Origin of the sequence: Polyangium sp. y55x31 (assembly GCF_029946505.1) — a bacterium.
GTDB lineage: Bacteria > Myxococcota_A > Polyangia > Polyangiales > Polyangiaceae > Polyangium.
This window is the reverse complement of sequence record NZ_JARZHG010000001.1, coordinates 105,823-121,194: the sequence shown is the minus strand read 5'-3', so window position 1 is coordinate 121,194 and position 15,372 is coordinate 105,823. Positions and strand designations below refer to the sequence as shown.

The window sequence follows — 15,372 nt, the reverse complement described above, 5'->3', positions numbered from 1 at the left end:
CGACGTTCGTCCCCGTGCTGCGCAAAGAGATCCCCGAGGCCGCCGCGGTCGTGGCGGCGCTCGGAGGTCTCCATGCGAACGGCGTAGCGGTCGATTGGAAAGCGTTTTTCGCGCCGTTCGGCCCGCGTCGCGTGAAGCTGCCGACGTATGCCTTCCAGATGGAGCGCTGCTGGCTGGAGGGCGCGAAGCCCCGCGGCATCGACCCCACGGCGACGGGCGCGTCTTCGGCGGCCGAGGCGGGTCTCTGGGCGGCGGTCGAGCGGGAGGATCTGTCCACGCTCACGGCCGTGCTCGGCGTCGACGACGACGCGCGGCGCTCGGCGCTCGGCGCGGCGATGCCGCTCCTCGCGAAGTGGCGCAAGGCGCAGCAGGAGCAATCGAGCCTCGCTGCGCTCCGTTATCGCGTCATCTGGCGGCCGCTCGAGCAGCACGATGCGCGCCCCGCGGAAGGGTCGTGGCTGGTCGTGGTCGACGACACGGGCGCCGAGGGCGCCCTGCATTCCACGATACGAGCCGCGCTCACGGAGAGGGGCGCGCGCGTCGTCTCCCTCCGTTTGTCGAGGAACGAAGAGGGTCGGGATCGGATCGCGGCGCGGCTGCGCGACGCCCTTTCGGACGCGCAGTCCCCGCGGGGGATCGTCTTGCTCCTCGCCGAGGAGGAGGGTTTGCCCGCGGGCGAGGTTGTTCTCGTGGACGGCGCGGCGCGAATGCTCAGTTTGTTCCAGGCCCTGGGGGATTGCGGCGTCGAGGCCCCGTTCTGGGTGGTGACGAGCGGCTCCGTGAGCGTCGGTCGATCGGATCCGCTGAAGCGTCCGATTCCATCACTCGTGTGGGGGCTCGGGCGTGTCGCGGCGCTGGAGCATCCCGAGCGATGGGGTGGGCTCATCGACGTGACCGGCGCGCTCGACGAGCGGGGACGGCAGCGCCTCGGCCTCGCGCTCTCCGGCGTCGGCGCGGAGGGCGAGCTTGCGGTGCGCGAGGCCGGCATCTACGTGCGTCGGCTCGCGCGCGTGGACGAGGATGCGGGCGCCGGTCGCCCCGCCTTCACCCCCGAGGGGACGATCCTGATCACCGGAGGCACGGGCGCGATCGGCGCCGAGGTCGCGCGCTGGCTTGCGGGGAAGGGCGCCACGCACCTCGTGCTCACGAGCCGTCGGGGGCGCCAAACGCAAGGGGCGCCGGAGCTCGAGGCGGAGCTCACCGCGCTCGGCGCGCGTGTGACGATCCTTTCGTGCGATACGTCGGATCGAACCGCCGTGGCGGCGCTCTGCGAGCAGCTTCGAGCCGCGGCGCCTCCCCTCCGCGCGGTCTTTCACGCCGCGGGCGTCCTCCAGCAGAAGCCGCTCCTGCAAACGAGCGCGCACGAGCTCGCGGAGGTGGTCTCGGGCAAGGCGGCCGGCGCGTGGCATCTCCACGAGGCGCTCTCGCAGACGCCGCTCGACGCATTCGTGACGTTCTCCTCGATCGCGGGCGTGTGGGGGAGCGGAAACCAGGGCGCGTATGGGGCCGCGAACGCCTTCCTCGACGCGCTCGTCGAGCATCGCCGCGGCCAGGGCCTCGCCGGTACCTCCATCGCGTGGGGTCCGTGGGCCGGGAGCGGCATGGCCTCCGAGGCGGGCGCCGCGGAGTTCCTCCGCCGGCGTGGGCTCCGCCCGATGGCGCCCGCGAAGGCCCTCGCGGCCCTGGAACGTGTGCTCGTGGGAGCCGACGTCGCCGTCACCGTGGCCGACGTCGACTGGGCGCTGTTTGCCCCGTCGTTCGCGGCGGCGCGTCCGCGCCCGCTCCTCGGCGATCTGCCGGACGCGCGCCGGGCGCTCGAGGGCGCCGCGACGGACGTGCGTCCGGGCGGTGCGCCGTCCGCGTTTTCCCTGGAGCTCCGCGCGCTCCCGGAGAAGGACCGCGCGCCGCGCCTTATGGGCCTCGTGCTCGGCGAAACGGCGGCGGTCCTCGGCCATCCCGATGCGTCGCGGCTCGACGCGCGCATGGGGTTCATGGACCTCGGGCTGGATTCGCTCATGAGCGTGGAGCTGCGCAGCCGGCTTCAGCAAGCCACCGGCGCGCGTTTGCCCGCGACGTTGACGTTCGACCACCCATCGCCGGAAAACGTCGCGACGTTTTTGCTCGACCTCCTCGCCCCGCCGGTCGGATCGACCGCGCTCATGGGCGGCGGGCAAGCGGCGCCGTCGGCCGAGGGCGCGCCCATTGCCATCGTCGGCATCGGGCTACGTCTGCCGGGCGGCGTCGTGGATCTCCCGAGTTATTTCCGCTTCCTTTCGCGAGGCGAGGACGCCGTGGGGCCCGTCCCGAAGGCCCGCTGGGACATGGATGCCCTCCACGATCCCGACCCCGACGCGAAGGGCAAGAGTTACGTCCGCGAGGCGGCGTTCCTCGACCAGGTGGACCTCTTCGACGCGACGTTTTTCGGGATCAGCCCGCGCGAAGCCAAGAACATCGATCCGCAGCACCGGCTGCTCCTGGAGGCCGCGTGGGAGGCGCTGGAGAGCGCCGGCACGGTCCCCGGCGCATTGAAGGATTCCCAGACCGGCGTCTTCGTCGGCATTGGACCGAGCGATTACAATGTCCTGCACGCCGCGGCCCAGGAGGGCGAGGCGTACGCCGTCCTCGGCACCCACACCTCGTTTGCCGCGGGAAGGATCGCGTTCACCCTGGGATTGCAAGGCCCGGCGCTATCGCTCGACACGGCTTGCTCGTCGTCGCTCGTCGCGCTTCACCTCGCATGCCAGTCGTTGCGGCGAAGGGAGTGTGACCTCGCGCTCGCGGGCGGCGTGCAGGTGATGGCGGCCTCCGAGGCGTTCGTCCTGCTCTCGCGCACGCGCGCGCTCGCGAAGGACGGCCGGTCGAAGACGTTCTCCGCCGAGGCCGATGGATATGGCCGAGGCGAAGGCGTCGTCGTCCTCGCGCTCGAGAGGCTCGACGACGCGCTCGCGCACGGTCGCGAGATCCTCGCCGTCGTCCGAGGCAGCGCCGTCAATCACGACGGCGCGAGCAGCGGCATCACCGCGCCGAGCGGCCCGTCCCAGCAAAAGGTGCTGCGCGCGGCGCTGGAGGATGCTCGCCTTTCGCCCGGCGAGGTCGACGTGATCGAGTGCCACGGCACGGGCACCTCGCTCGGCGATCCCATCGAAGTGCAGGCGCTCGCCGCGGTGTACGGTCCGGGCAGGGAGCGAGCGCGTCCGCTGCTGCTCGGGGCCGTCAAGACCAACATCGGTCACCTGGAGGCTGCAGCCGGTCTCGCGGGCGTGGCGAAGATCATCGCCTCGTTCCACCACGAAGCGCTGCCGGCCACGCTGCACACGACGCCGCGGAACCCGCACATCGATTGGAGCGCCCTGCCGGTTCGTGTGATCGACGCGCCGCTCGCCTGGGCGCGCTCCGACAGCGGGCACTTGCGTCGCGCGGGCGTCTCCGCCTTCGGGTTGAGCGGGACGAACGCGCACGTCATCCTGCAAGAGCCGCCGAGGGCCGACGCGCGGGTCGCGGACGCTCCTCGACCGAACGCGCCGCGGTGGCTCCCGTTCCTCGTCTCCGGCAGGACACCGGCCGCGCGGTGCGCCCAGGCGGCGCGGCTCCTGGCGCACCTCGTGGCGCGGCCCGAGCTCGGGCTCGGCGACGTGGCCTACTCGATCGCGACGACGCGGACGTTCCACGAGCACCGCGCGGCGATCGTCGTGGAGGATCGCGGCGCGCTCCTCGACGCGCTCGGCGCCGTGAGCCGAGGGGAAATGCCTTCCTGCGCGATTTTCGGGGAGGAGGGCGCGGGGGGCAAACTCGCCTTCTTGTTCACGGGGCAGGGCAGCCAGCAGCCGGGCATGGGGCGGACGCTCTACGAAGCGTATCCCGTGTATCGCGACGCCCTCGACGCCTGCTGCGCGTATTTCGACAGGACGCTCGACGTTCCCCTGCGAGAGGTCCTGTTTGCCGAGGAAAACTCGGCGACCTCGCGCCTGCTCGACGCGACGATGTATACGCAGCCCGCGCTGTTCGCCCTGGAGGTCGCGCTGTACCGGCTGTTCGAATCCTTCGGCGTCGAGCCGGACGTGCTCCTCGGCCATTCGATCGGCGAGCTCGTGGCTGCACACGTGGCCGGTGTTCTGTCGCTCGAAGACGCCTGCACCGTCGTCGCCGCGCGCGGCAGGTTGATGCAAGCGTTGCCTCCGGGCGGCGCGATGGTCTCCTTGCGCGCGACCGAGGCGGAGGCGAACGCTTGGCTCGCCGGCCTCGACGGTCGGGCCGAGATCGCCGCCTCGAATGGTCCGGAGGCCACCGTCGTCGCAGGCGACGAGGACGCCGTGCTCGCGGTCGCCGACATGGCTCGCTCGCTCGGGCGGAAAGCGACGCGCCTCCCGGTCTCGCACGCATTCCACTCGCCCCGCATGGACGGCATGCTCGACGCATTCCGCCGCGTCGTGGCGGGGGTGACGTTGCATGCGCCCCGGATTCCGATCGTCTCGAACCTCTCGGGCAAACGCGCGACCGTGGAGGAGCTCTGCTCGGTGCAATACTGGGTCGAGCACGTACGGCGCGCGGTTCGATGGCGCGACGGTATGCAGACGCTCGCAGCGGATCACGTCACCACGTACGTCGAGCTTGGTCCGAGAGGCGTGCTCAGCGGCCTCGGGCCCGCATGTTTGCCCGACGAGCATGACGCAGCGTTTTTCCCGGTCCTGCGCAAGGACATCGCCGAACCCGAGAGCCTGACGACGGCGCTCGCGGGGCTCTCCGCGCGTGGGCACGACGTCGATTGGGAAGCATTTTTCGCGAATGCCCGCCCGCGCCGCGTCGCGCTGCCCACGTATGCCTTCCAGCGCGAGCGTCACTGGATCGACGTCTCCCGCCGGGCGGAGAACCGCGGAGGGACGCCGGCGGGCCGGTATCGCCTCGCCGGTGCCCGGGTCGATCTCCCCGACGGATCCATTCTCCACACCGTCGAGATCGGGCCGGGCGTCCAGCCGTACCTCGACGGACACCTCGTCTACGATCGGATCATCATTGCCGGCGCGTTTTATCCGTCCGTCCTCCTCGCGATCGGCGCGTCGCATTTCCCCGGCCGACCCATCGAGCTGTGCGACGTCCATTTCCTCAAGGTCCTGACGTTCGCCGACGTGACCGACCACGTCACATTGCACGTCCACCTCACGCCTCTCGAGGGCGACGCCGGGTTTTCCGCCACGCTCTCCACGCGGAGCGGTGATGGCTGGACGACACACGTGACGGCGCTGCTCCGCGGGCTCGACGCCCACGAGGCGCCGCGTCGGGACCCGTTCACGCCTCCGCTCGTGGGGCCGACGCCGGGGCCGCTGTCCGAGGTCGGGGCCGCGCTGCGAGCGACGCAGCTCCAATGGCGCGCGCGCTGGTGGTGGCTCGACAAAGTCGTCGCCGTCCGGAAAGCGGCAGCGCTCGGCAAGCTCGTTTCCCCCGAGGACACGGCGTTCGGCGACAGCCCCCTGCCGGGCGGCGCGCTCGACAATGCATTCGGCCTCGGCCTCTGGAGCGGCGGCTTCGGCGGCGAGGCCGCGGACGAACCGGCGAAAGCCGACGTCCCGCGGCTGCCCTTCTCCGTGGAACGGCTCGTTTGGTACGGGGATCCGCGCGTCCCCGCCTGGGTCGAGCACGCGCTGGGGACGGAGCCGTCGGCGTCGACGGAGGTCACGCGCTCCGATCTCACGTTCTGGGACGCGGAGGGCCATCCCGTCGCCCATGTCGATGGATTCACGACCCGACGCGCGCCGGCGGAGCGGTTCCTCGCGGATTCCGAGCGCCGCGACCTCTACGATGTGACGTGGAGCGAGCTCACCGTCGCCGATTCTCTCCCCGGGGCGCGCACGGGCGTCGTGGCCGTGGTGGGCGACGCCGCGGACGCCGCCTCGGCCCGGCTCGCGCTCGCCTTCGAAAAGGTGCAATGGCACGCCGACCTCGCTTCGTTGCAGGCTTCGCTCGATCGGGGCGACGGCGCGCCCGACGTCCTCTTGATTCTCACGAATCCTCTGTCGACGTCGGGTGACGTAGCGGCCCTCGCGCATGCCGAGACAAACCGGACGCTCGTGCTTCTCCAGAAGGGGCTCGCCGATCCGCGCCTCGCCGATGGCCGTATCGTCGTCCTCACCCGGAACGCCATCGCCACGCGTCCCGGCGAGGACGTGGCGGATCTCGTGCATGCGCCGGTATGGGGGCTCGTCCGCGTCGCGCAGACGGAGCATGCCGAACGAGCCTTGTTGCTCGTCGACATCGACGACAAGGAGCCCTCGTGGCGCGCCCTGCCCGCCGCGCTCGCGAGCGGCGAGCCGCAGATCGCCCTTCGCGACGGGGCCCTGCGCGTGCCGCGTCTCGCCCGCACGCGACCGCCGGCGGACCTGCAAGGCGTGATCTTCCCGCCGAACGGCACCGTGCTCGTCAGCGGAGGCACGGGCGCGCTCGGCGCCCTCGTCGCGCGGCACCTCGTCGCCCGGCACGGGGTTCGTCACCTCGTCCTCGTCTCGCGCCGCGGCGCGCAGGCGCCCGGCGCCGACGCGCTCTGCGCAGCCCTGCGCGACGCGGGCGCGAGCGTCACAGTGGCCGCTTGTGATGTCGCCGATCGGCACGCCCTCGCCGCGCTCCTCGGCGCGATCCCCGAGGAGCACCCGCTCACGGCCGTCATTCACACGGCCGGCGTGCTCGATGACGGCGTCTTCTCGTCGCTCGATCCTCGCCGCGTGAGCGAGGTCCTCCGGCCGAAGGTCGATGCCGCGCTCGCGCTCGACGAGGCCACGCGAGGCCATGATCTCGCGGCGTTCGTCGTGTTCTCCTCGCTGAGCGGCCTCCTCGGCAACGCCGGGCAGGCCAGCTACGCCGCGGCCAATACGTTCCTCGACGCGCTCGCGGCGCAGCGGCGCGCGCGCGGACGACACGCCCTTTCGCTCGCCTGGGGACCGTGGGCGGACGGCGGCATGGCCGCGAGCATGGCCGACGCCGATCGCGCGCGTCTTTCGCGGCATGGCCTCTCGCTCCTCTCCGCCGACGAGGGATGCGCCCTCCTCGACGCGGCCCTCGGCCGTGACGAACCCCTGCTCGTCCCGGTGCGCCTCGACCTCGTGGCGGCGGCAGGCGGCGCCCGCGCCGAGACGCTCCCCGCCGTCCTGCGGGGCCTCGTGCGTACCGAACCGCGCCCGCCGGCGCCGGCTGCTTCGTCGGTCTCCGCGGCGCTCCGGGAGCGCCTCGCGCCGCTCTCGGAGGCCGAGCGCGAGCGTGTCCTGCTCGACCTCGTCCGCAAAGAGGCGGGGCTCGTGCTCGGCAGCCCGAGCCATGCCGTCGAGCCGAATCGCCCTCTCCAGGAGCTCGGCATGGATTCTTTGATGGCCGTCGAGCTGCGCAATCGCCTCGGCGCTGCGACCGGCTTGCGGCTGCCGGCCACGCTCCTCTTCGATCATCCGAGCCCCGCCGCGCTCGTCGCGCTCTTGCGTGACGAGCTCCTTGGCGACGACGCCCCCGCCGTCGCGACACCGGCGCTCGACGAGGAAGAGGTGCGCCGCCGTGTCGCTTCGATTCCGCTCGATCGACTTCGTTCGGCCGGGCTGCTCGATGCGCTGCTGAACCTCGCCGCCGAGCCACAGGCCGAGGCCGATTTGGCGTCCGGTCGCCCCGATTCCGAGGCGATCGACGCGATGTCGGCCGACGAGCTGGTCGAGCTGGCGCTCGGGATGGCAGCGACACCCGTTGATGAAGGAATGACCCACGAATGAGCTCCTCCCCTGACAAACTCGTCGAGGCCCTTCGTACGGCGTTGAAGGAAGTCGAGCGTCTGCGCCAGCAGAATCGGGAGCTCGCGTCGGCGGCGAACGAGCCCATTGCGATCGTCGGCATGGGCTGCCGTTTTCCCGGCGGCATCCGGAGCCCCGAGGAGCTCTGGCGGCTGCTCGCCTCGGGGACGGACGCGATCGCCGCGTTCCCGACGAATCGCGGATGGAACGTCGAGGAGCTCTACGATCCGGATCCCGACGCCCGCGGAAAGAGCTACGTGCGCGAGGGCGGGTTCGTCTACGACGCAGATCGGTTCGACGCCGCGTTTTTCGGTATCGGACCGCGGGAAGCCACGGCGATCGATCCGCAGCAGCGGCTCCTGCTCGAGGTGTGCTGGGAGACCCTCGAAAATGCCGGAATCGTCCCGGCTTCCTTGCACGGCAGCACGACCGGCGTCTTCGTCGGCATCATGTTCCAGGATTACGGGGCGAATCTCTTGCAATCGCCCGACGCCTTCGATGGCCAGGTCGCCACGGGGACGGGCGGTAGCATCGCCTCGGGGCGGGTCTCGTATACCTTCGGCTTCCAGGGACCGGCCGTCACCGTCGATACGGCGTGCAGCTCGTCCCTCACGGCGCTTCACGTGGCCTGTCAGGCGCTTCGCAATGGTGACTGCGCGCTCGCGCTCGCCGGCGGCGTGACGATCATGGCGACCCCGACGAGCTTCACCGAGTTCAGCCGCCAGCGCGTGCTGGCGCGGGATGGCCGGTGCAAGCCGTTCTCGTCGGCGGCCGACGGCGCCGGGTGGGGCGAGGGCATCGGAATGGTCCTCCTCGAGCGGCTCTCCGATGCGCGACGCAATGGCCACCCCGTGCTGGCCGTCGTGCGTGGTTCGGCGCTGAACCAGGACGGGCGGAGCCAGGGGCTCACCGCGCCGAACGGCCCCGCGCAGCAGATCGTCATTCGAAAGGCGCTCGCTCACGCGGGGCTTCTTCCCGGGGACATCGACGTCGTGGAGGCGCACGGGACGGGGACCACGCTCGGGGATCCCATCGAGGCCCAGGCGCTCCTCGCCACCTACGGTCGAGCCCATTCCGACCAGAACCCCCTGTGGCTCGGGAGTGTCAAATCGAACTTCGGCCACACCCAGGCCGCCGCGGGCGTCGCGGGCATCATCAAGATGGTCCTCGCTATGCAGCACGGCCTGCTGCCGGAGACCCTCCATGCCGCGCCGCCGTCGCACCACGTGGATTGGTCCTCCGGCGCGATCCGCCTCCTCACGGCCCCGGTGGCGTGGGACAAGAAGGGCCATCCCCGCCGCGCAGCCATCTCGTCGTTTGGCCTGAGCGGCACGAATGCGCACGTCATCCTGGAAGAGGCGCCCGCGGAGCGCGACGAGGCCCTGGGCACGCCCGCGCCGCGGCCGGAATGGCTCCCGGTCCTCCTCTCGGCGAAGACCGAATCGGCGGTGCGCGCGCAGGCAGAGCGGCTGCGCGCGCACCTCGTCCAGCACCCCGAAATCGAGCTCGCGGACCTCGCGTACGCGCTCGCCACGACGCGCACCCATTTCGATCGCCGCGCGGTGGTGGCCGCGCGCGCGCGCGAAGATCTCCTTTCTGCCCTCGAAGCGCTCGCGCAGGGGAGGCATTCCCCGGAGATCGTCACGGGCGACGCCGACGTCTCCGGAAAGGTCGTGTTCGTGTTTCCGGGCCAGGGCTCGCAGTGGGCTGAAATGGCGCGCGAGCTCCTCGACACCTCGACCGTCTTCCGCGAGCAGATCGACACGTGCGAGGCCGCCCTGTCACGGCACGTGGATTGGTCGCTGCGCGCGGTCCTCCGCGGGGAGAACGGCGCGCCATCCATGCAGCGGATCGACGTGGTACAGCCGGTGCTGTTTTCCATGATGGTCGCGCTCGCGGCGGTCTGGCGTTCCATGGGCGTCGAGCCCGACGCGGTCATCGGCCATAGCCAGGGGGAAATCGCTGCGGCGTATGTCGCCGGCGCGCTTTCCCTGGAGGACGCGGTGCGGGTGATCGCATTGCGTAGCCGTGCGCTCCTGCCGCTCGCGGGGCAGGGCGCCATGGCCGCCGTCGAGCTCTCAGCCGCGGAGCTCGACGAGCGCGTGCGCCGCTTCGGGGACGAGATCGCCATCGCGGCCATCAACAGCGCGCGATCGACGGTCGTCTCCGGCAAGTCCGAAGCCCTCGACGCCTTCTTGCGCGAGCTGCGCGACGCGAAGATCTTCGCGCGGCGCGTGGGCGAATCCATCGCCACGCATGGCGCGCAGGTCGAGGCTCTCCGCGGCGCGCTCGTCGATCGCTTCGCGGGCATCACGCCGCGCTCGTCGGCCGTGCGGTTTTATTCGACGGTCGCCGGCAAGCTCATCGACGGCGCGGAGCTCGGCCCCGATTACTGGTACAGGAACGTACGGCAAACCGTGCGCTTCGCGGACGCCACGAGGGCGCTGCTCGAAGACGGACATCGTTTCTTCGTGGAGATGAGCCCCGTCCCCACGCTGACCTTGACCTTGCATGCCGCCGTGGAGGAATCGGGCGGACCGGGCGCGGTCGTCGGCTCTCTCCGCAAGGGCGAGGGCGGCATGAGGCGAATGCTCCTCTCCTGGGGCGAGCTCCATGCGCGGGGGCTCTCGTTGAAACACGATCGCGTCTTGCCGAAAGGCCGGCGCGTCCCGCTGCCCACGTATTCGTTTCAGCACGAACGCTACTGGATCGAGCCGACGAAGAAGCGCGCGGCGGCGGGCTGGATCCGCAGCGAGCACCCCTTGCTCGGGGCAGGAAGGCTGGCCGCGGACAGCGGCGCGTGGCTCTTCGATACGACGCTCTCGCGCCACGATCCGGCCTGGTGCCGGGACCACGCCGTGCTCGGCCGCACGCTCTTGCCGGGGGTCGCGCTGTTCGAGCTCATGGAGGCGGCGATCGAGGCGATCGGCGGCGCCGGGCATTCGAGGCTCGCCGAAGGGCTCGTGCATACGCCGCTCGTCTTGCCGGACCGCGGCGAGGTGCGCCTGCAAATCAGCGTCGTCGCGGCCGGCGTCGGCGGGGCGCGCCGGGTGCTCGTCCACAGCACGCCGATCGGGCGCGAGGCGGAGCCGCTCTCCTGGTCCTTGCACGCCGAGGCGACGTTCGATCCGCCGGGGAAAGAGAAGGAGGCGCCGCCCGCATTGTGGAAGATCCCCCCGGAGGGCGCCGTGCAAGAGTCGCTCGCCGGGTATTACGATGCATTGCGGCGGCACGGGCTCGAATATGGCCCGGGCTTCCAGACGCTGCGCGCCTCGTTCACCGAAGACCGAGGAGACGACGGCGTCGTGCGATGGGTGAACGTCTCGCTCGACGCGGCGTCACACGCGGAGGCGAAGAGCCATATCATCCACCCTGCGCTGCTCGACGGCGTGCTCCACGCCCTCGGGCTCTGGCAAGGCGAAGTCCAGGATGGGCTCTACTTGCCATTCTGGATCGAGGGCATGGAGATCTGGCAGAAGGGGCTCACGGCGCTCTGGGCGCGCGTCGCGCGTGTCCGCGAGAATGACGAGGTGCACCGCGCGGATGTCACGCTCTACGACGAACGGGGCATTTTCGCGGGCGAGATCCGCGGGCTTCGCCTCAAGCGGGCCGACGAAGCCTCGCTGCGTCGCGCGAGTGGGGCGGAGCGACACGCCCATACCGTCGCATGGCAGGAGCTGCCGCGGCGCGCGGGCGGCTCGATCGGACGTTTTGCATGGATTTCGGACGGCGGACCCCTCGCGATCGAGGTGAAGCGCGCGCTCGAACGTCGAGGCGTGACGGTCGAGGCGGCGAGCCTCGACGCGCTCGCCGGCTTCGACGGCATTCTCCGCGTCTGGCCTTTGCCGTCGAGCGACGGTGAGGGGCTCGCCGAGCGGACCCTGGCGCTTTCCACGGAGGCGCTCGCCGAGCTCCAGGCGCTCGTGTCGAAGGAGCGTCGGCCTGCGCGCATCGTGTGGATCACGAGAGGCGCGATTGCGACGCAGAACCGCGAAGACGTCCCGGCGCTCGCGCAATCTCCCTTGTGGGGGCTCGCCCGTACCGCGCGCAACGAGCACCCCGAGCTCGGGCTGCGTATCGTGGATCTCGACCCCGCCGGCATCGATGCCGACGCCCTCGTCGACGCGCTCCTTCGGGAGGACGAGCCGGATGTCGCCCTCCGTCAGGGGCGCGTGCTCGTCCCCAGGCTCGTTCGCGCGGAATCGAATTCGGCGTCGACCGGCGAGCTTTCCTTCGAGGGCTCCTTCCTCGTCACGGGCGGCCTCGGGGGCCTCGGGCGATTGACGGCTCGCTGGCTCGCCGAAAGGGGGGCGTCGCACCTCGTCCTGGTCTCGCGCCGCGGCGCGGAGTCCGAGGCCGCTCGGGAAGTGAAGGCGGAGCTCGAAGCGCTCGGCGCGATCGTGACCGTCGCCGCTTGCGACGTCGCGGACGAAGGCGCGACGCGCACGCTGCTCGATGCAATCCCCGCGGCGTTGCCCCTTCGAGGGGTTTTTCATTGTGCCGGCGTGCTCGACGACGGCGTCTTGCGCATGTTGACCCCCGAGCGCCTCGCCCGGGTGATGGCCCCCAAGATCGCGGGGGCGTGGAACCTCTATCGGCTCACGCAGGGCCTCGATCTTCGCGGTTTCGTGATGTTCTCGTCCGTCGCGGGAATCCTCGGCGGGCCGGGGCAGAGCAACTACGCCGCCGCCAATGTCTTCCTCGACGCGCTCGCGCACCACGGCCGCGCGCGTGGTTTCCCTGCCACGTCGCTCGCGTTCGGTTACTGGGGAGCGAAGACCGGAATGACCTCCCACCTCGACAAGGCCGACGTCGAGCGGATGGCCAACCTGGGGATGGGCGCGCTGTCGATGGATCAGGGGATCCGCCTGCTGGAAATGGCGCTCGCGCGCGGCGATGTCTTTTCCGTGCCGGTGGCGCTCGATCCCGTGCGGCTGCGCATGACGCTCGAACGCTCGCAGGAGCCCGTCCCCGCGGTCCTGCGGAGCCTCGTTCGGCCGCGCGTGAGCCATTCCGCCCAGACGTCGTCGCTGCTCCGGGAAAAACTCGACAAGCTCCCGACCGCCGAGCGCAGGGCGGCGCTCATCGAAATGGTGCGCGAGGAGGTCGCCGAGCGGCTCGGCCTCGGATCGCCCGGCGACGTCCCCCTGCAGAGGCCTTTCCTCGAGCTCGGGCTCAATTCCTTGATGGCCGTCGAGATCCGACAGCGGCTCGGCGCGCGTATCGGCATTTCGCTCCCCGCCACGCTGCTCTTCGATGCGCCCACGGCCGACAAGCTGGCCACGGCGCTCGTGGATCGGCTCGACGCGGCGCGGGGCGCCGTGCAGCCGAGCGACGGCGGACGCACGGAGCGCGACGCATCGACCGGCGCCGATCTCGAAAGCTCCCTCTTTTCGCTCTTCGCGCAGGCCTATGCCATGGGCGAGGCCGATCGGGCATGGGAGATCCTGGAGGTCGCGTCCCGTCTCGGCATTGGCCGCAGGCTCGAACCTTCGTCGGGCGGTCGGATCGAGGCCCCGAGCCCCGTGCGCCTCGGGGACGGGGGCAAACCGCCCGTCTTCGTCTGTTTCCCGTCCCTCGCGGCTCCGACGGGCCCGATCCAGTATGCCCGCTTCGCGACGCAGCTCCGTGACGATCGGGATGTCTGGGTCTTGCCGCACCCTGGTTTTGCGCTCGGCGAATCCTTGCCGCGCACCGCGGCCTCCGTCATCGACGCGCACGTCGAGAATGTCCTTCGTTGCGTCGATGGGGGCCCGTTCATTTTGATCGCGTGCTCCTCCGGCGGGTGGGTCGCGCATGCGGTCGCCAGCGAGCTCGAGCGTCGAGGTGTCGCTCCTGCCGGGGTCGTCTTGCTGGATACGTATTTGATCCACGAGGTCACCCCGCCCTTCAAGCGAGCGCTCGGGCGCGTGTGGGCGGCCGGCATGGAGATCAATGCGCGGACCGCGAACGAGCTCGCGACGATGATCTGGTATTTCGATCTCTTCGCGACGTGGGCGCCTTCGCCGATCTCCGCTCCGACCCTGGTGGTGCGCGTCGCCGAGCCCTTGCCGGGCATTATCGACCCGTCGGCGCCGCAGGGCGCCGTGGTCGAGGAGGAATGGCGCGCGACCTGGCGACTCCCGCATGACGTCGCGGTCATTCCCGGCGATCATGCGACCATGCTTTCCGACAATGTGAGCGACACAGCGAGGGTGATCCACGAGTGGATCTCGACAACCATGCCATTCACGAGGTCAGCATGAGGAATGCAGCAGCATCGGGCCGCCGTCGGGCCATCGTCCTTGGCGCGAGCATGGGCGGGATCTGCGCGGCGAGGGCGCTCGCGAAGCATTTCGACGAGGTCGTCGTGCTCGACCGCGACGAGATCCCTGAAACGCCGGACGATCGGCGCGGGGTCCCGCAGGCGCGGCATTATCATACCATGCTCGGCCTCGGACAGCGCACGCTCGAAGGATGGTTTCCCGGGCTCGGCGACGCGCTGCTCGCCGATGGCGCCGTGCGCGTGAACCACGGTCGCGACGGGTATGCGTTCGTCGGCGGCGCCCCGCGCATTCGCTGCGAATCGTCGTTCGACGTGCCCACCTGCTCGCGCACCTTGCTCGAACATCACGTCCGGCGGCGGATCGCCTCCATGCCTGGCGTGAGCATCCGCCCCCGGACGACGGCGGTGGGCTTGAGCAAACAGGGCGGTCGCATCACGGGCGTGAAGGTCGAGGGCGACGCCCTCCTCGAGGCCGACCTGATCGTCGATGCCACGGGCCGCGCGTCTCGCGCCGTCCGCTGGCTGCCGGAGCTCGGCTTCGAGACGCCGGAGGCCGAGGAGGTCACGGTCCACGTGGGGTATGCGAGCCGCGTGGTCCGCAGGGTGGAGAACGAGCGCCGCGATTTTCGGCTCGCGATGGTGGGCACCGATCCGCCGCAGCGCCTCGGCGTCGCGTCGCCGATGGAAGGATCGCGGTGGATCGTGACGCTCGTCGGATACCACGGCGACCACCCGCCCGCCGACGAACAAGGGTTTTTCGATTTCGCGCGTAGCCTCCCTTCGCCCGTCGTTGCCGACGTGCTCGCGGAGTCCGAGCCGCTCTCCGACATCGTAGCTCACCGAATGCCGTCGAGCCAATGGCGCCGCGTGGACCGAATGAAGCAGATCCCGGACGGCTTCCTGCTCTTCGGAGACTCCATTTGCAGCCTGAATCCCGTGTACGGGCAGGGAATGACGTCTGCGGTCCTCCAGTCGGACGCCCTCGAAGCGACGCTCGGGGGCGTCTCGGGGACGGACGCCGCATTCGTCCAGGCGTTTTACCGTCGCGCGGCGAAGCCGATTGCGATGTTGTGGCAGATGGCCACGGGGGGCGATCTCACGCTCCCGCAGACGAAAGGTCCCAAGGGCGCCTCGGGCTCGAATTTCGCCACGAGGCTCCTGAGCGCTTACATGCGACGCGTGATGGGGGCCGGGCAGGTGTCGGAGATGGTGGCCAGCCGGACCCTCGAGATCACCCATCTCCTGCGTTCACCGGCAGGGCTCGTATCGCCCGGGATGGTCTGGGAAGTGCTCGCGGCCTCGCGCCGCGCCCGGCCGGCGGCGCCTCGCGCTTCCGGGGGGCAGGCTGGATGA

Annotated in this window: 3 protein-coding genes (1 of these 3 only partly in view); all 3 read left to right on the top strand. The window is 70.7% G+C overall.

Annotation, left to right across the window (positions count from 1 at the left end):
- Tightly spaced (each overlapping or abutting the next), the 3 genes in view from QHF84_RS00420 to QHF84_RS00410 form a layout consistent with a single transcriptional unit that may run on beyond the window.
- Window positions 1-7,736 carry the 3' portion of a type I polyketide synthase gene (locus QHF84_RS00420; RefSeq protein WP_281311111.1) on the top strand. Its footprint begins 7,078 nt before the window's first position, so 7,736 of the gene's 14,814 nt are visible here — the last part of the coding sequence; its start codon lies off the left edge, out of view; its stop codon occupies window positions 7,734-7,736.
- Window positions 7,733-13,999, top strand: a complete 6,267-nt coding sequence (locus QHF84_RS00415; protein WP_281311110.1) for a type I polyketide synthase — start codon at window positions 7,733-7,735, stop codon at window positions 13,997-13,999. The genes QHF84_RS00420 and QHF84_RS00415 overlap by 4 nt, the downstream gene beginning before the upstream one ends.
- Window positions 13,960-15,372, top strand: a complete 1,413-nt coding sequence (locus tag QHF84_RS00410) for a hypothetical protein (protein WP_281311109.1) — start codon at window positions 13,960-13,962, stop codon at window positions 15,370-15,372. The genes QHF84_RS00415 and QHF84_RS00410 overlap by 40 nt, the downstream gene beginning before the upstream one ends.